Below are 16,674 nucleotides of genomic sequence, written 5' to 3' on the forward strand. Positions count from 1 at the left end.
GCTAGCGGCGCGGCTGGGCGTCCAGGACCTGCTGGAGGGCCTCGAACTCCTCGACGCACTTGCCGGAGCCGAGGGCGACCGAGTCCAGCGGGTCCTCCGCGATGTGGATCGGCATGCCCGTCTCGCGGCGCAGGCGCTCGTCGAGGCCGCGCAGCAGGGCGCCGCCACCCGTGAGAACGATGCCGCGGTCCATGACGTCACCGGACAGCTCCGGCGGGCACTTGTCGAGCGTGGTCTTCACGGCGTCCACGATCGCGTTGACCGGCTCCTCGATGGCCTTGCGCACCTCGGCGGCCGAGATGACCACGGTCTTCGGCAGGCCGGAGACCAGGTCGCGGCCGCGGATCTCGGTGTGCTCGTCCTGTTCGAGGTCGTAGGCCGAACCGATGGTGATCTTGATCTGCTCGGCGGTCCGCTCACCGAGGAGGAGCGAGTACTCCTTCTTGATGTGCTGGATGATCGCGTTGTCCAGCTCGTCACCGGCCACCCGGATGGACTGTGCCGTGACGATTCCTCCGAGGGAGATCACCGCGACCTCGGTGGTGCCGCCGCCGATGTCGACGACCATGTTGCCGGTCGCCTCGTGGACGGGGAGGCCCGAGCCGATGGCCGCCGCCATGGGCTCCTCGATGATGTGGACCTGGCGTGCGCCGGCCTGCGTCGAGGCCTCGATGACGGCGCGGCGCTCCACGCCGGTGATGCCGGAGGGCACACAGACGACGACCCGGGGACGCGCCAGGTAGCGGCGCTTGTGGATCTTGAGAATGAAGTAGCGGAGCATCCGCTCGGTGATCTCGAAGTCGGCGATCACACCGTCCTTGAGCGGGCGGACGGCGACGATGTTGCCGGGGGTGCGCCCGATCATTTTCTTCGCCTCGGAACCGACCGCGAGAATGCCGCCGGTGTTGGTGTTGATCGCGACGACGGACGGTTCGTTCAGAACGATGCCTCGACCCCTGACGTACACCAGCGTGTTGGCGGTCCCGAGGTCGACAGCCATGTCACGGCCGATGAACGACATTGAGCTCCCCTTGTTTCCCATGGCTGAGGGTGGTGCGGCGTGGAGTTTTCCATCGTAGTGCCGCTCACGCGGATACCGCGCGGTGGTCCACCTGTGTAAATAGGTGACGGTAGGACGCGGCGATCCGTTCCCGGGATGGACGTTCATATGCCTGGGGGCGACCGAAATTCCTTCGGTCGCCCCACGTTTGGCTGCTGTTCGGCTGACGCCGGCTCAACCGGAGGTCAGACCAGACCCGGGAAGAAGATCTTCAGTTCGCGCTGCGCCGACTCCTCCGAGTCGGAGGCGTGGATGAGGTTCTCCCGCACGATGGTGCCGTAGTCGCCACGGATGGAGCCGGGGGCGGCGGCGATCGGGTCCGTCGGACCGGCCAGCTGGCGGACACCCTCGATGACCCGCTCGCCCTCGACGACGAGCGCGACGACCGGGCCGGAGGACATGAAGCCCATCAGCGGCTCGTAGAAGGGCTTGCCCTTGTGCTCGCCGTAGTGCTGCTCCAGCGTCTCCTGGTCCAGCTCGCGCAGCTCCAGGGCCGCGATGGTCCAGCCGGCCTTGCGCTCGATACGGCCGATGATCTCGCCGATCAGGCCACGGCGGACGGCGTCGGGCTTGAGCAGGACGAGCGTGCGCTGGCTCACGGGGGAACTCCTTCGGGAAAAGCGGTGTGCGGGTATCCGAGGCTACAGGGGCCTCACCCCGGTCGATTACGCAGCGTCAGGCCCTGCGGAGCCTTCGGCGGCCGCCTGGGACGCGGCCCAGCGGGCCTTGACCTCGTCCACCTTCCGGCCGTAGTGCACCGAGCACCACCACAGGGCGGCGAAGCCGGCCCCCAGGAAGAACATGACGGGGACGAAGAAGCCGCTGAGGATCAGACCGATCTGCAGGGCCCAGCCGAGCTGCACCCCGCCGGGCCGCGTGATCATCCCGCACAGCAGCACCGACAGGACCATGGCGACGCCGCAGACGGTCCAGACCGTGGAGACCTCCAGGCTGTCGTCCTTCATCGCGACGAGACCGGCGAAGCCGATCACGAAGAACTCGCCGATGAGCGTCGAGGAACAGAGCGTACGCATCGGGGTCAGCCCCTCTTGAGCAGCAGCCGGGCGTCCCCGACCGTGAAGATCGAACCGGTCACCAGGACACCCGCGCCCCCGAACTCGGCCTCCTCCTCGGCGAGCGTGATCGCCGCCTCCAGGGCGTCGGGCAGCCGCGGCTCCACGACCACCCGGTCCTCGCCGAAGACCTCGACGGCGATCGCGGCGAGCGCGTCGACGTCGGTGGCCCGCGGGTTGGAGTTGGCCGTGATCACGACCTCCGCGAAGATCGGCTCGAAGGCCTCCAGGAGCCCGCGGGCGTCCTTGTCGGAGCTGGTCGAGACGACGCCGATGAGCCGGGAGAAGCCGAAGGACTCCGAGATGCCCTCCGCCGTCGCCCGCGCCCCGTGCGGGTTGTGGGCGGCGTCGAGGACGACCGTCGGGGAGGAGCGGACGACCTCCAGGCGGCCCGGCGAGGCCACCTGCGCGAAGGCCCGCCGGACGGTGTCCAGGTCCAGGGTCCGGGCGTGCTGCGCGCCGATGCCGAAGAAGGCCTCGACCGCCGCGAGCGCCACCGCCGCGTTGTGCGCCTGGTGCGCCCCGTACAGCGGCAGGAAGATGTCGTCGTACTCGCCGCCGAGGCCGCGCAGGGTGAGGAGCTGGCCGCCGACCGCGACCTCCCGGGAGACCACGCCGAACTCCATGCCCTCACGGGCCACGGTGGCGTCGGCGTCGACCGACTTCTTCAGCAGGACCTGCGCCGCGTCCACCGGCTGCTGGGCGAGGATCACGGTCGCGCCCGGCTTGATGATCCCCGACTTCTCCCCGGCGATCTCGGCGGTCGTCCCGCCGAGCCGGTCGGTGTGGTCCAGGTCGATCGGGGTCACCACGGCGACCGAGCCGTCGATCACGTTGGTCGCGTCCCAGGTGCCGCCCATGCCGACCTCGACGACCGCCGCGTCGACCGGGGCGTCCGCGAAGGCCGCGTACGCCATCCCGGTGAGGACCTCGAAGAAGGAGAGCCGGTACTCCTCGCGGGCGTCGACCATCTCCACGTACGGCTTGATGTCCTGGTACGTCTCGATGAACCGCTCGGCCGAGATGGGCGCGCCGTCCAGGCTGATCCGCTCGGTGATCGTCTGCACGTGCGGCGAGGTGTACCGCCCGGTGCGCAGCTCGAAGGCGCCGAGCAGCACCTCGATCATGCGGGCCGTCGACGTCTTGCCGTTGGTGCCGGTGATGTGGATCGACGGGTACGCGCGCTGCGGCTCGCCCAGCACGTCCATCAGGGCCGCGATCCGGGTGACCGACGGCTCCAGCTTGGTCTCGCCCCAGCGGGTGGCCAGCTCGGTCTCGACCTCGCGCAGCGCCCTGTCCAGCTCCGGGTCCTCCGGGCGGCTCGGCACGGGGTCGCCCTGCGGGGGCCCGGCCTGGGCGCGCAGGGTACGGCTCCCGGCCTCGATCACCGCCAGGTCGGGGTCACGGTCGGTCTCGGCGTCGACGATCTCGTCGAAGGCGTCGGGCTGGGCGTCTTCCGACGCGTCGATCGGCTCGCGGGGCTCACTCACGCACCCAGTCTACGGAGGGGGGCCGACAGGACCGTGGACCCACCCCTTTCGGGACTTTCGGACCAGGGGGCGGGGTCGCGCGGTCGATCAGCGGGCCAGGCCCGAGGGCAGCAGCGCCGTGACCACGTAGGCGCCGTCCTCGCGGCGGGCCCGGAGCGTGCCGCCCATGCTGGTGACGCGCTCCTCCATGGAGAACAGGCCCGTACCGGTCGAGACGGGCGCCTTCTCCGGCGGGTTCTTCGGCAGCGGATTGCGCACCTCGACGCGCAGCCGGGGGCCGTCGACCGCGACGGTGACGGTCACGGGGAGCCCGGGGGCGTGCTTGGCCGCGTTCGTCAGGCACTCCCGCACCACCCGGTGGACGGCCGTCTGCCGCAGCGGCGACAGGGCCTTCGCCGCCTCCGTGATCCGGACGTCCACGGGACTGCCCATCCGCTCGCTCTCCCGGGCCAGCTCGGCGAGCCCTTCCAGGCCGGGGGTCGCCCCCGGCCCGTCACCGCGCCGCACGATGGTCTCGTTGAGCATGTGGTGGGCGCGCCGGGCCGTGTCGGCGAGCTCCTCGAAGTCCTTCTGGTGCGCCTCTCCCCTGGCCCGTACGGCGAGGACCTCGGCCCGTACCGCGAGGACGGTCAGCTCGCGGCCGACCAGGTCGTGGACGTCCCGGCCGACGGAGATCCGCTCCTCCTGCACGGCCTGCCGGGCGGCGGCCGCCCGGCGCTGCGCCTCCAGGGCGCGCACCAGGTCCTGCCGGTACGCGGCGATGCCGACGCCGGCCGCGAGGACGCCGATCGGCACGACCAGGCTCAGGAAGTCGCTCAGGGTGGCACCGTGCCGGGCCGGCCAGCCGGGCAGGTGGAAGTAGGCGTAGGCGGTGCCGACGTAGAGCAGGGTGGCGAGGACGGCGGCCCGGCGGCCCCGGAAGCGGCCGAGGGAGTACAGGGCGAACTGGACCATGGTCAGCTCGTGCAGCCAGCCCATCAGACCGAGCGCCACGAGCAGCGGCACCCAGGGCGCCCTGCGCCGCAGGGCCAGGGTGGCGGCGCCGGCCGCGAGGACCAGGGTCGCGGTGACGCCGGTGAGGGAGTTGTCGGCGCGGGCGAGCCCGGGCACGTCCAGGAGCATCAGGCCGAAGGCGCTGCACGCGGCGACCACGTCCATGGCCCGGGGCTGGCCCGCCCACCGGTCCACGCGGCGGCGCAGCGCGCGGAAGGCGGGGATGCGGTCCATGCCCACCATCATCCAGGGTCCTTCGGCCCGCCCCGGCGGACTTTCGTCACATGTCGTGTGAGGTCACCCACCCCGGGACAAACAGGAGGGGCCCGCGACCGGTTCCGGTCGCGGGCCCCGCGCGTCGGTGCTTCGCGCCGCTACGCCTGCGGCAGCCGCTCCAGCTGGGCCTGGATGCGGGCGATGTCCTCCTCCGCCTTGGCGAGGCGGGTACGGATCTTGTCGACCACGTTGTCCGGCGCCTTGGCGAGGAAGGCCTCGTTGCCGAGCTTGCCCTCGGCCTGCGCCTTCTCCTTCTCGGCGGCGGCCAGATCCTTCGCGAGGCGCTTGCGCTCCGCGGCCACGTCGATCGTGCCCGACAGGTCGAGGGAGACGGTGGCCCCGGCGACCGGCAGGGAGGCGGTGGCGGAGAAGCCCTCGCCCTCCGGCTGGAGCCGCAGCAGCTGCCGGATGGCGGCCTCGTGCGGGGCGAGCGCGGTGCCGTCGAGCTCGAGGCGGGCGGGGACCTTCTGGCCGGGCTGCAGGCCCTGGTCGGCGCGGAAGCGGCGGACCTCGGTGACGACCTTCTGCAGGTTCTCGATCTCGGCCTCGGCCGCCTCGTCACGGAAACCGGAGTCGCTCGGCCACTCGGCGATCACGACGGACTCGCGACCGGTGAGGGTGGTCCACAGGGCCTCGGTGACGAACGGGACGATCGGGTGGAGCAGCCGCAGCATGACGTCCAGGACCTCGCCGAGGACCCGGCCGGAGACCTTGGCCTGCTCGCCGCCGGCGAAGAAGGTCGTCTTCGACAGCTCGACGTACCAGTCGAAGACCTCGTCCCACGCGAAGTGGTAGAGGGCGTCGCTGAGCTTGGCGAACTGGTAGTCCTCGTAGTACGCGTCGACCTGCGCGACCGTCTTGTTGAGACGGGACAGGATCCACCGGTCGGTCGCGGACAGCTGCTCGACCGGGGGCAGGTCGCCCTCGATCGTGGCGCCGTTCATGAGCGCGAAGCGGGTCGCGTTCCAGATCTTGTTGGCGAAGTTCCGGGAGGCCTTGACCCAGTCCTCGCCGATCGGGACGTCGACGCCCGGGTTGGCGCCGTTGGCCAGGGTGAAACGGACGGCGTCGGAGCCGTACTCGTCCATCCAGTCCAGCGGGTTGACCACGTTGCCGAAGGACTTCGACATCTTCTTGCCGTTCTGGTCACGGACCATGCCGTGCAGGGCGATGGTGTGGAACGGGGGGGTGCCGTCCATCGCGTAGAGACCGAACATCATCATCCGGGCGACCCAGAAGAAGAGGATGTCGTAGCCGGTGACGAGGACGGAGTTCGGGTAGAACTTCGCGAGGCTCTCGGTCTGCTCGGGCCAGCCCAGCGTGGAGAACGGCCACAGGCCGGAGGAGAACCAGGTGTCGAGGACGTCGGTGTCCTGGTGCCAGCCCTCGCCGGCCGGCGGCTCCTCGTCCGGGCCGACGCAGACGACCTCGCCGTTCGGGCCGTACCAGACCGGGATGCGGTGGCCCCACCACAGCTGGCGCGAGATGCACCAGTCGTGCAGGTTGTCGACCCAGTCGAAGTACCGCTTCTCCATCTCCTGCGGGTGGATCTTGACCTTGCCGTCGCGGACCGCGTCACCGGCGGCCTCGGCGAGCGGGCCGACCTTGACCCACCACTGCATCGACAGGCGCGGCTCGATGGTGGTCTTGCAGCGCGAGCAGTGGCCGACGGAGTGGGTGTACGGGCGCTTCTCGGCGACGATCCGGCCCTCGGCGCGCAGGGCGGCGACGATGGCGGAGCGGGCCTCGAGGCGGTCCAGGCCCTGGAAGGGGCCGTGGACGGTGATGACGGCGTGCTCGTCCATGACCGCGATGCTCGGCAGGTCGTGGCGCTGGCCGATCTCGAAGTCGTTCGGGTCGTGCGCCGGGGTCACCTTGACGGCGCCGGTGCCGAACTCGGGGTCGACGTGGCCGTCCGCGACGACCGGGATGCGGCGACCGGTCAGCGGCAGCTCGATCTCGGTGCCGATGAGGTGCTTGTAGCGCTCGTCGTCCGGGTGGACGGCGACGGCGGTGTCACCCAGCATCGTCTCGGCGCGGGTGGTGGCGACGACGATCTCCGCGTCCCCGGAGCCGTACCGGATGGAGACGAGCTCGCCGTCGTCGTCCTGGTACTCGACCTCGATGTCCGAGATCGCGGTGAGGCAGCGCGGGCACCAGTTGATGATGCGCTCGGCGCGGTAGATCAGCTCGTCGTCGTAGAGCTTCTTGAAGATGGTCTGGACGGCCTGCGAGAGGCCTTCGTCCATGGTGAAGCGCTCGCGCGACCAGGCGACGCCGTCGCCGAGGCGGCGCATCTGGCCGGAGATCTGACCGCCGGACTCGGCCTTCCACTGCCAGACGCGCTCGACGAACGCCTCGCGTCCGAGGTCGTGGCGGGACTTGCCCTCCTTGGCGAGTTCACGCTCGACGACGTTCTGCGTGGCGATGCCGGCGTGGTCCATGCCGGGCTGCCACAGCGTCTCGTAGCCCTGCATGCGCTTACGGCGGGTCAGGGCGTCGATCAGGGTGTGCTCGAAGGCGTGGCCCAGGTGGAGGGAGCCGGTGACGTTCGGCGGGGGGATGACGATGGTGTAGGGCGGCTTGTCGCTCTTCTCGTCCGCCTCGAAGTACCCGCGCTCCACCCAGCGCTCGTACAGCGCCCCCTCTACCTCGGCCGGCGCGTACTGGGTCGGCAGTTCGGTGGTGGGCGCTGTCTGCTGCTGAGTGTTCTCGGTCACGGGCCCAGTTTAGGGGTGCGGTGCCGGTGCCCCGAAACTCGATTGTTCGGTAACGGTGTGGGGCCCCGGCTCCCTGTGGGCGGCCGGCTTCCGCGAGGATGTCCGCTACGCATAAACATCCTGTGAGGGGAACCTGTCGATGAGCTACAACCAGCCGGGGCCGTACGGCGGCCAGCAGCCGCAGCAGCCCGGTCCTTACGGCCAGCCCGGCCCGTACGGCCAGCAGCCGCAGCAGCCGGGGCCGTACGGTCAGCCCCCACAGGCGCCGCAGCCCGGTTACGGCTACCCGCAGCAGGCCCCGCAGGGCGTCCCCCCGCAGCAGCCGTACGGCGGCGGCTACCAGCAGCCGGGCCAGTACCCCCAGCAGCCTCCGTACGGCGCCCCCCAGCACCCCGGCGCCTTCCCCCCGCCCCCGCCGGCCCCGAAGAAGTCGAAGACGGGCCTCGTCATAGGCGCGGTCGCGGTGGTCGCGGCGCTGGGCGTGGGGGCGTACTTCCTGTTCGGCGCCGGCGGCGGGAACGGGGCGGTGGCCGACGACACGAAGGGCTTCAAGATCACCCCGGCGGCCGCGGTCGGTGAGTACAAGAAGCAGGAGTCCAAGGGGTCCTCCGGCGAGATGTCCGCCGATGACAAGGCCTCGGCCGAGCAGTACCTCGGGATCAAGAACCCGCAGAAGGCCTCCGCCTCGTACGGCAACAGCACGCCCGCCAGCGGACAGCTCCCCACGGGCAACGTGCTGACCCTGAACGGGATGTGGGGCGAGATCTCCGACCCGGAGAAGGCGATCGACGGCTACTTCCAGAAGATGAAGGAAGGCAGCGGCGACGACGACGAGATGAAGGCCGAGCTGGTGGGCAGCCCGACCGAGGTGACGCCCAGCGGCTTCTCGGGCGCCCTCATGAAGTGCCAGAACGCGAAGCTCACGCCCAAGGCGTCGTCCTCCGGCCTGGCGGCCAAGTCGTTCGAGGTCCCGATCTGCGTCTGGGCCGACTACAGCACGATCGCCGGCGTGAACCTGATCAGCATGACGCAGATCACGGGGGCGGGGCAGCCCGTCCCGCAGGCGGAGGTCGCGGACCTCGCGGCGAAGCTCTACAGCACCTCGCGGTCCAAGGTCTGACGGCCCGCCGGGTCTGACGGCACGGCAAAGGGGGTCCCGCCTTCCGGCGGGACCCCCTCGCGTCGTCCGGTGCGGCCGTCAGGCCGACTTCTCGTGCCGCCCGTCGTTCTTCACGATCCGCGGCACCAGCGTCGGGTTCACGTTGTTCCTCACCACGTCCGCCGTGATGACCACGCGGGCCACGTCCTTGCGGGACGGGACCTCGTACATCACCGACTGGAGGACCTCCTCCATGATGGCGCGCAGGCCGCGCGCGCCCGTGCCGCGGAGGATGGCCTGGTCGGCGATGGCCTCCAGGGCGGGGCGGTCGAAGTCCAGCTCCACGCCGTCGAGTTCGAAGAGGCGCTGGTACTGCTTGACCAGCGCGTTGCGGGGCTCGACGAGGATCTTGAGGAGGGCCTCGCGGTCGAGGTTGTGGACCGAGGTGATGACCGGGAGGCGGCCGATGAACTCGGGGATCATCCCGAACTTCACCAGGTCCTCCGGCATGACCTCCTGGAACTGGTCGCTCGCCTCGATCTCGCGCTTGGAGCGGATGGTCGCCCCGAAGCCGATGCCCTTCGCGCCGGCGCGGGACTCGATGATCTTCTCCAGGCCGGCGAAGGCGCCGCCCACGATGAACAGGACGTTCGTCGTGTCGATCTGGATGAACTCCTGGTGCGGGTGCTTCCGGCCGCCCTGCGGCGGGACGGAGGCGGTGGTGCCCTCCAGGATCTTCAGCAGGGCCTGCTGCACGCCCTCGCCGGAGACATCGCGCGTGATCGACGGGTTTTCGCTCTTACGGGCGACCTTGTCGATCTCGTCGATGTAGATGATCCCGGTCTCGGCTTTCTTGACGTCGTAGTCGGCCGCCTGGATCAGCTTGAGCAGGATGTTCTCGACGTCCTCGCCGACGTAGCCGGCCTCCGTCAGCGCCGTCGCGTCGGCGATGGCGAACGGGACGTTCAGCATCCGGGCCAGGGTCTGCGCGAGCAGCGTCTTGCCTGAGCCGGTCGGGCCGAGCAGCAGAATGTTGGACTTCGCCAGCTCGATGGCGTCGTCACGGCCCTGCGCGCCGCCGTTCTCACCGGCCTGGACACGCTTGTAGTGGTTGTACACCGCGACCGAGAGGGCCTTCTTCGCGGGCTCCTGCCCGACGACGTAGCCCTCGAGGAACTCGTAGATCTCGCGGGGCTTGGGGAGCTCCTCCCACCGCACCTCGCTCGTCTCGGCGAGTTCTTCCTCGATGATCTCGTTGCAGAGGTCGATGCACTCGTCGCAGATGTACACACCGGGTCCTGCGATGAGCTTCTTCACCTGCTTCTGGCTCTTTCCGCAGAACGAGCACTTGAGCAGGTCGCCGCCATCACCGATGCGTGCCACGAGGTGCTTCCCCTATCGCCTGGGAGCGCTTGGTTCAGCGACTCCTGGTGCCTCATATTCGACGGTACCTTGCCGGGCCCCCCGTTCGGGCCCCCCTTGGCACGGTTCACATGGTCGCGATTCGGCCACATGCGCCGATTCGGCCGTGCGGACCGTGCTCCAGGGAACGTCGAGCGTCAGGCTGCCGAGGCGGCCGTGCTCTTGCGGGTCGAGACGATCTGGTCGACGAGACCGTAGGCGAGGGCGTCCTCGGCCGTGAGGATCTTGTCGCGCTCGATGTCGTCGCGGATCTTCTCGATCGGGGTCGAGGAGTGCTTGGCCAGCATCTCTTCGAGCTGGCTGCGCATCCGCAGGATCTCGTTGGCCGCGATCTCCAGGTCGGAGAGCTGCTCACGGCCGGTGCCGCCGGAGGGCTGGTGGATGAGCACGCGGGCGTTCGGCAGGGCCATCCGCTTGCCGGGGGTGCCGGCGGCGAGCAGCACGGCCGCGGCGGAGGCCGCCTGGCCCATGCAGACCGTCTGGATGTCGGGCTTCACGAACTGCATCGTGTCGTAGATGGCCGTCAGCGCGGTGAAGGAGCCACCGGGGCTGTTGATGTAGATCGAGATGTCGCGGTCCGGGTCCATCGACTCCAGGCACAGCAGCTGCGCCATGACGTCGTTGGCGGAGGCGTCGTCGATCTGCACGCCGAGGAAGATCACGCGCTCCTCGAACAGCTTCGCGTAGGGGTCGTACTCGCGGACGCCCTGCGAGGTGCGCTCGACGAAGCGCGGGACGACGTAGCGGTTGTCCATCGGCGCGCCGGTGTAGAGGCCGCTCGCGGAGAGGTTGTTCTGCATCTGGGTGTTCACCGTCCTGGTGGCGTTCGGTGGGCTGGGGCTGTTGAGCGGGCGGGAGGGGCTCAGGCGCCCGTACCGCCACCGCCCGGAACGCCCGAAGCGGCGGAGATGATCTCGTCGATGAGGCCGTACTCCTTGGCCTCCTCCGCCGTGAACCAGCGGTCGCGGTCACCGTCGCGGATGATCGCCTCGACGGTCTGGCCGGAGTGGCGCGCGGTGATCTCGGCCATGCGCTTCTTGGTGCGCAGGAGGTACTCGGCCTGGATCTTGATGTCCGAGGCGGTACCGCCGATGCCGGCGGAGCCCTGGTGCATCAGGATGTCGGTGTTCGGCAGGGCGAAGCGCTTGCCGGCCGTACCTCCGGTGAGCAGGAACTGGCCCATGGAGGCCGCCATGCCCATACCGATGGTCACCACGTCGTTCGGGATGTACTGCATGGTGTCGTAGATCGCCATGCCGGCCGTCACCGAGCCGCCGGGGCTGTTGATGTAGAGGTAGATGTCCTTCTCCGGGTCGGCGGCCAGGAGCAGCATCTGCGCGGTGATCTTGTTGGCGATCTCGTCGTCGACCTGCTGGCCGAGGAAGATGATGCGCTCGCCGAGCAGCCGGTTGTAGACATGGTCGCCGAGGCCGCCACCGATGGACGGCTCACCCGCGGCGTAAGGCTTCAGATTCGTCACGTATCCACCTGCTCGTCTCCGACGGCCCCGGGCCGTCTCAGCGTCTCGTTCCGAGGGCAGTGCCCCCGTATTCATGGACCCTAACGCGCAGGTAGGACAACGCCATCCCGGTTCCCGACCTGTTCGCTGGGAGCGCAAGGTAGTTGGAGGCGCGCGAGAGGTCCCGACACGTCCACGGGCCCGGCCGCACTCGTGTGCGTCCGGGCCCGTGGCAGGGGGGTCAGCGGGCGGCGCGGGGCCGTCCGGTGAGCCTTACTTCTCCTCGGAGACCTCGGCCTCGCCGGCGGCGGCCTCGGCGGTCTCGGTCTCGTCCTCGTCGTCGGACAGGTCCACGACCTCACCGTTGGTGTCGACGACCTTGGCGGCCTCGACGACGACCGCGAGGGCCTTGCCGCGGGCGACCTCGCCGACGAGCATCGGCACCTGGCCGCCCTGGGCCACGGCCTGGGCGAACTGGTCGGGGCTCATGCCCGAGGAGGCGGCGCGGCGGAACAGGTGCTCGGTGAGCTCCTCGCGGGAGACGTCGAGCTTCTCCTTGTTGACGAGCTCATCGAGGATGAACTGCGTCTTGATGCCCTTCTCGGCCTGCTCCTTGGTCTCGGCCAGGAACTCCTCCTCGGTCTTGCCCTGGATCTCCAGGTACTTCTCGAGGGTGAGGCCCATCTGGCCGAGCTGGTGGTGCTCCAGGTTGTGCTTGCGGGTGTTGATCTCGTCCTCGAGAAGCTTCTCGGGCATCGGGACCTCGACCAGCTTGAGGAGCTCGTCCAGGACGCGCTCCTGGGCCTGGGTGGCCTGGTCGAACTGCTTCATGTTCTCGAGGCGCTTGCGGCTGTCCGCCTTGAGCTCCTCGAGGGTGTCGAACTCGGACGCCATCTGCGCGAAGTCGTCGTCGAGCTCGGGGAGCTCACGGGCGGCGACGGCGGTGACCTTGACGGTGACCTCGGCGTCCTTGCCCTCGGCGGAGCCGCCCTTCAGCTGCGAGGTGAAGGTGGCCTCGCCACCGGCCTCCAGGCCCTTGACGGCCTCGTCGATGCCGTCGAGCAGCTCGCCGGAACCGATGGTGTACGAGACGCCCTCGGCGACACCGTCGGGCAGGACCTCGCCGTCGACCTTCGCCTCGAGATCGATCGTGACGACGTCTCCGTCCTGGGCGGCGCGCTCGACCGGGGAGGTCGAGGCGAAGCGCTCGCGGAGCTGCTCCACGGACTTCTCGACGTCCTCGTCGGTGACCTCGACGGCGTCGACGGTGACCTCGATGCCGGAGTAGTCCGGGATCTCGAGGGCCGGGCGGACGTCCACCTCGGCGGTGAAGGCCAGCAGCTCGCCGTCCTTCAGCTCGGTGATGTCGACCTCGGGCTGGCCCAGCGGGTTGACCTCGGCCTCGTTCACGGCCTCGCCGTAGAACTTCGGAAGCGCGTCGTTGACGGCCTCCTCCAGCACGGCGCCCCGGCCGAAGCGCTGGTCGATCACGCGAGCAGGGATCTTGCCCTTGCGGAAGCCCTTGACCGTGACCTGCTGGTTGATCTTCTTGTACGCCGCGTCGAGGCTGTCCTTGAGCTCCTCGAAGGGCACCTCGACAGTGAGCCGAACCCGGGTCGGGTTCAGGGTCTCCACGGCGCTCTTCACGGTTCGGTCTCCTTGTGGCTGATTCCTGGATGCTGCCGGCGCCGCACGGGGCGGTTCCGGCCGATCGGCCCGGTCAGAGAGACACACGGGCACGCAGCTTGCATAGTAACCGCAAGCGGGAGGGCCCCCACAACGTGATCAAGAAGGTGTGCGCCGAGCGGCGTGATCGTCATGGTCGGGGTGGCGGGATTTGAACCCACGGCCTTCCGCTCCCAAAGCGGACGCGCTACCAAGCTGCGCCACACCCCGTCGGTGCGACACGTAGGGTACATGCACGGAGACGCTGCGGCGCCCCCTCTTTTCCGAGGTGTGCGCGCACGGCCCCGGACCGGCTACCATGCTGTCCGTGCCGCGGTCGGACGACGACCGGCGGCGCATCCCTGTGCGGGCGTAGCTCAATGGTAGAGCCCTAGTCTTCCAAACTAGCTACGCGGGTTCGATTCCCGTCGCCCGCTCCACGGACCCACGGCCCGGACGCTGCAGCGTTCCGGGCCGTGGGCGTTTTCCGGCCCGGAGGTGTCCGAGGTGCGGTGTCGGTCGTGGCAGGCCCACGGGGCCACCGACCCGGGAACGGGCGCGGGCCCCCGCCGATCCCGGCGGGGGCCCGCTTCCGCGTCTCGCGTCAGAACTTTATGGAGCCGATGGTCGTCGTGATCGAGTCCAGGAAGCGCTGGATGTCGTCGGCCATGCCCGTGGAGGCGAGGAAGAAGCCGAAGAGGACGGCGACGACGGCCGGGCCGCCCTTGAGGTTTCCGCCGCGGATCAACACCACCAGAATGACTGCCAACAGCAGCACCACGGACAGCGAAATGGCCACACTGATCACACCCTCGGTCGGTTCCGCCTTGTCCACCGGGGGGTACGTGTCCGAATACACCCCCCGTTGTTCCCATGGTGCCACCAACCTGCTTGCCCTCACCGGACGGTGACGAACCATCGCGAACGGGAGAAGGACGCGGGGAGGACGGGCGGTGCCCGGGAGGGGTACGGAGGGCGAAGGAGATAGAGAGAAATCACACAGGCGTACAACCCTGCTCGAATTGCCCCGGTTCGAGGGGGTACCTCCTCGCTCCACCGCCCCTTTCAGCGTGATGTGTCCGGACAAAAACCCCCGGCACCTCATGGTTTCCGGACAGAGGGTGCACAACTAACGTCACCGCAATGTCGTTCACCGCTCAGAGTGGCCCCGGCGCCACGGTCTCGCCGTCACCCGCGACGGCCCCCCTCCCCGAGGCGCGCGCCCCCCGCCCCTCCGTGCGCGACCCCTACTTCGACAACGCGAAGTACCTGGCCATCCTGCTCGTGGCCGTCGGCCACGTCCTGCCGGTGGTGCTCGCGGGCAGCCAGGCCACCCGCACGCTGTACATGTGGATATACGTGTTCCACATGCCGGTGTTCGTCCTCATATCCGGGTACCTGTCGCGGAGTTACACGGGCCGGCCCGACCAGCTCAAGCGCCTGCTCACCGGGGTCGCCCTGCCGTACGTGGTCTTCGAGACCGCGTACACGCTGCTGATGCGGTGGGGCGCGGAGCCGAACCGGCCGTTCAGCCTGCTCCACCCCTCGTACCTGATGTGGTTCCTGCTGGCGCTGTTCATCTGGCGGGTGACCGCGCCCTTCTGGTCGGTGGTCCGTTGGCCCGTGGCCCTCTCCATCGGCATCGCGGCGCTCGCGGTCGTCACGCCCGGTCTCGGCGGCGCCTTCGACCTGCCCCGCGTCCTGCAGTTCCTGCCGTTCTTCGTGATCGGTCTGCGCATGAAGGCGGAGCACTTCCAGATGCTGCGCCGGACGCCGGTCCGGGTGGCCTCCGTGGTGGTGCTCGCCGTGACGCTGGTCGTCACCTACCGCGTCACCGACCACGTGCCGCTGAACTGGATCTACCGGTCGCGGAGCGTGCAGGAGATGAACATGGAGCTGGCGCCCGGTCTGTTCTGGGCGGGTGTCCTCTTCCTGCTGACCCTGCTCCTGACGGCCGCCTTCCTGTCGCTGGTGCCGGGCAGCAACCGCTGGTTCACCGTGCTGGGCGCCGGCACGATCTGCGGCTATCTGCTGCACGGCTTCGCGATCCGCACCGGGCTCTACACCGGCTTCTACGACAAGCTCGACTGGCTGCAGACCCCGGTGGGCCGGGTGGGCATCACCGTGGCGATGCTCGCGGTGATGACGCTGCTGTGCACCCCGCTCGTACGGAAGATCATGAAGCCGGTCACGGAACCGGACATGGCATGGGCGTTCAGGCGCGACGGGAAAGAAGGAGCAGCGCCCGGTCGTCGTTGACGTCCTTGGCGACTGCCTCGATGAGGTGCCAGGCCACACCCTGGAAGCCCTCGGCGACGCAGCGGTCCGCCTCCCCCGTGAGGCGGTCGATGCCCTCGGCGATGTCCCGGTCGGAGGCCTCGACGAGGCCGTCGGTGAACAGCATGAGGACGTCGCCGGGGCGCAGGGAACCCTTGACCGGGTGGAACTCGGCCCCGTCGTACACGCCGAGGAGGGGCCCTTCGGCGGCCTTCTCCTCCCAGCGGCCGGTGCCGGCGTGGAGCTGGAGCGCGGGCAGGTGGCCGGCGGAGAACAGCTCGTAGTCGCCGGAGTCCAGGTCGAGGACGAGGTGGATGGAGGTGGCGAAGCCCTCGTCCCAGTTCTGCCGCAGCAGGTAGCCGTTGGCCGCGGGCAGGAAGCCGTGCGGCGGGAGTGAGCCGAGCAGGCCGCCGAAGGCCCCGGAGAGCAGCAGGGAACGGGAGGCGGCGTCCATTCCCTTGCCGGAGACGTCGGTGAGGACGACTTCCAGGGTGCGGCCGCCGTGGGTGCGGGCGGCGACCACGAAGTCGCCGGAGAACGACTGGCCGCCGGCCGGGCGCAGGGCCATCTCCCGGTGCCAGCCCTGCGGGAGGCGGGGCAGGGCGCTCTGGACGCGGATGCGTTCGCGCAGGTCGAACAGCATGGTGCCGCCGCGCCGCCAGGGCACGCCGACCCGGGCCCGGAACTGGGCGATGAGCAGCCCGAAGAGGCCGCAGGCCGCCACGACGAGCACGGTGCCGGGGGTGACCCTGGCGGGGCCCTGGGTGTACGGGCCGAGGGCGAAGGACTCGACGATGAGGGCGCAGGCGGCCGCCGCGTACAGGCCCAGGAGGCTGGCGGGGCGCAGCAGCAGCCCGCCGGCCACGATGGGCAGGACGAGGACGGGGGGAGCGCACCACACGGGGTCGACGAGGGTTCCGGCGGCGAGGGCCGGGATCGTCAGGAGCAGCCCGGCGAGGGCGAGCCGGTCGGAGCCGTCGCCGCGGAAGTAGTCGACCCCCGATTTGCGCAGGGCGGTGCGGGCCCGGCGGGCGCGCCTGCGCAGCCGGGCCGCGTACGTGTGCATTCCCGCGCGGTGTCCCATTGGCCAGTGACCCTATCCACCCGCTCCGGGGTCGTGCAGCGGTACCCCGGTGACAA

14 protein-coding genes and 2 tRNA genes are annotated in these 16,674 nt (G+C 69.7%); 3 read left to right on the forward strand and 13 right to left on the reverse strand.

Going from position 1 to position 16,674, the window contains the following annotated elements; genetic code table 11:
- Nucleotide 1: 1 nt before the first annotated feature.
- From ABTY40_RS01570 to ABTY40_RS01595, 6 genes are all read right to left on the reverse strand, one after another.
- Nucleotides 2-1,021, reverse strand: coding sequence for a rod shape-determining protein (locus ABTY40_RS01570; RefSeq protein ID WP_309050388.1), 1,020 nt, complete (start codon nt 1,019-1,021; stop codon nt 2-4).
- A 224-nt stretch (nt 1,022-1,245) separates the two neighbouring features.
- Nucleotides 1,246-1,659 carry a nucleoside-diphosphate kinase gene (ndk, locus tag ABTY40_RS01575; protein ID WP_309054747.1) on the reverse strand — a complete coding sequence of 138 codons (414 nt, stop codon included), beginning with the start codon at nt 1,657-1,659 and terminating at the stop codon, nt 1,246-1,248.
- Between the two features lie 66 nt (nt 1,660-1,725).
- The gene (locus ABTY40_RS01580; protein ID WP_345281310.1) at nt 1,726-2,094 is read right to left on the reverse strand and encodes a DUF4233 domain-containing protein; all 369 of its coding nucleotides are present in this window, start codon (nt 2,092-2,094) and stop codon (nt 1,726-1,728) included.
- 5 nt (nt 2,095-2,099) lie between these two features.
- Nucleotides 2,100-3,623, reverse strand: a complete 1,524-nt coding sequence (gene folC, locus ABTY40_RS01585) for a bifunctional tetrahydrofolate synthase/dihydrofolate synthase (protein ID WP_352057653.1) — start codon at nt 3,621-3,623, stop codon at nt 2,100-2,102.
- A gap of 87 nt (nt 3,624-3,710) precedes the next feature.
- The gene (locus tag ABTY40_RS01590) at nt 3,711-4,850 is read right to left on the reverse strand and encodes a sensor histidine kinase (RefSeq protein ID WP_352057654.1); all 1,140 of its coding nucleotides are present in this window, start codon (nt 4,848-4,850) and stop codon (nt 3,711-3,713) included.
- Between the two features lie 140 nt (nt 4,851-4,990).
- Nucleotides 4,991-7,612 (reverse strand): valine--tRNA ligase, encoded by a 2,622-nt coding sequence (locus ABTY40_RS01595; protein WP_352057655.1) that lies wholly within the window; start codon nt 7,610-7,612, stop codon nt 4,991-4,993.
- 139 nt (nt 7,613-7,751) lie between these two features.
- On the opposite strand from ABTY40_RS01595, the gene ABTY40_RS01600 reads away from it, so the two are divergent.
- On the forward strand, nt 7,752-8,732 hold the full coding sequence (locus ABTY40_RS01600) for a hypothetical protein (RefSeq protein ID WP_352057656.1): 981 nt from the start codon (nt 7,752-7,754) through the stop codon (nt 8,730-8,732).
- 78 nt (nt 8,733-8,810) lie between these two features.
- Here ABTY40_RS01600 and clpX read toward each other — a convergent pair whose 3' ends face one another.
- The 5 genes from clpX to ABTY40_RS01625 all read right to left on the reverse strand — a co-directional run bounded on the left by clpX (nt 8,811) and on the right by ABTY40_RS01625 (nt 13,488).
- Nucleotides 8,811-10,094 (reverse strand): ATP-dependent Clp protease ATP-binding subunit ClpX, encoded by a 1,284-nt coding sequence (gene clpX / locus ABTY40_RS01605; protein ID WP_030494070.1) that lies wholly within the window; start codon nt 10,092-10,094, stop codon nt 8,811-8,813.
- 176 nt (nt 10,095-10,270) lie between these two features.
- Entirely contained in the window at nt 10,271-10,933 is a 663-nt protein-coding gene (locus ABTY40_RS01610) for an ATP-dependent Clp protease proteolytic subunit (protein WP_345281335.1), read from the reverse strand.
- A gap of 62 nt (nt 10,934-10,995) precedes the next feature.
- Nucleotides 10,996-11,613: an ATP-dependent Clp protease proteolytic subunit gene (locus ABTY40_RS01615; protein WP_309052224.1), complete on the reverse strand. Its 618-nt coding sequence runs from the start codon at nt 11,611-11,613 to the stop codon at nt 10,996-10,998.
- A gap of 252 nt (nt 11,614-11,865) precedes the next feature.
- Nucleotides 11,866-13,239, reverse strand: a complete 1,374-nt coding sequence (gene tig, locus ABTY40_RS01620) for a trigger factor (protein WP_352057657.1) — start codon at nt 13,237-13,239, stop codon at nt 11,866-11,868.
- Nucleotides 13,240-13,411: 172 nt separating this feature from the next.
- Nucleotides 13,412-13,488, reverse strand: a tRNA-Pro gene (locus tag ABTY40_RS01625).
- A gap of 135 nt (nt 13,489-13,623) precedes the next feature.
- On the opposite strand from ABTY40_RS01625, the gene ABTY40_RS01630 reads away from it, so the two are divergent.
- A tRNA-Gly gene (locus tag ABTY40_RS01630) sits at nt 13,624-13,697 on the forward strand.
- Nucleotides 13,698-13,861: 164 nt separating this feature from the next.
- On the opposite strand, the gene ABTY40_RS01635 is transcribed toward ABTY40_RS01630, so the two are convergent.
- Nucleotides 13,862-14,056 (reverse strand): hypothetical protein, encoded by a 195-nt coding sequence (locus ABTY40_RS01635; protein ID WP_309054347.1) that lies wholly within the window; start codon nt 14,054-14,056, stop codon nt 13,862-13,864.
- A gap of 344 nt (nt 14,057-14,400) precedes the next feature.
- Between ABTY40_RS01635 and ABTY40_RS01640 the strand changes: the two genes are divergently transcribed.
- Entirely contained in the window at nt 14,401-15,516 is a 1,116-nt protein-coding gene (locus tag ABTY40_RS01640) for an acyltransferase family protein (protein ID WP_352057658.1), read from the forward strand.
- Here the strand turns inward: ABTY40_RS01640 and ABTY40_RS01645 are convergent.
- A complete protein-coding gene (locus ABTY40_RS01645) occupies nt 15,473-16,618 on the reverse strand; it encodes a PP2C family protein-serine/threonine phosphatase (RefSeq protein WP_345281343.1) in 1,146 nt (381 codons plus the stop codon). The genes ABTY40_RS01640 and ABTY40_RS01645 overlap by 44 nt on opposite strands.
- Nucleotides 16,619-16,674 lie beyond the last annotated feature (56 nt).

This window comes from Streptomyces sp. NPDC126503 (assembly GCF_040302405.1).
GTDB classification, from domain to species: domain Bacteria; phylum Actinomycetota; class Actinomycetes; order Streptomycetales; family Streptomycetaceae; genus Streptomyces; species Streptomyces gulbargensis.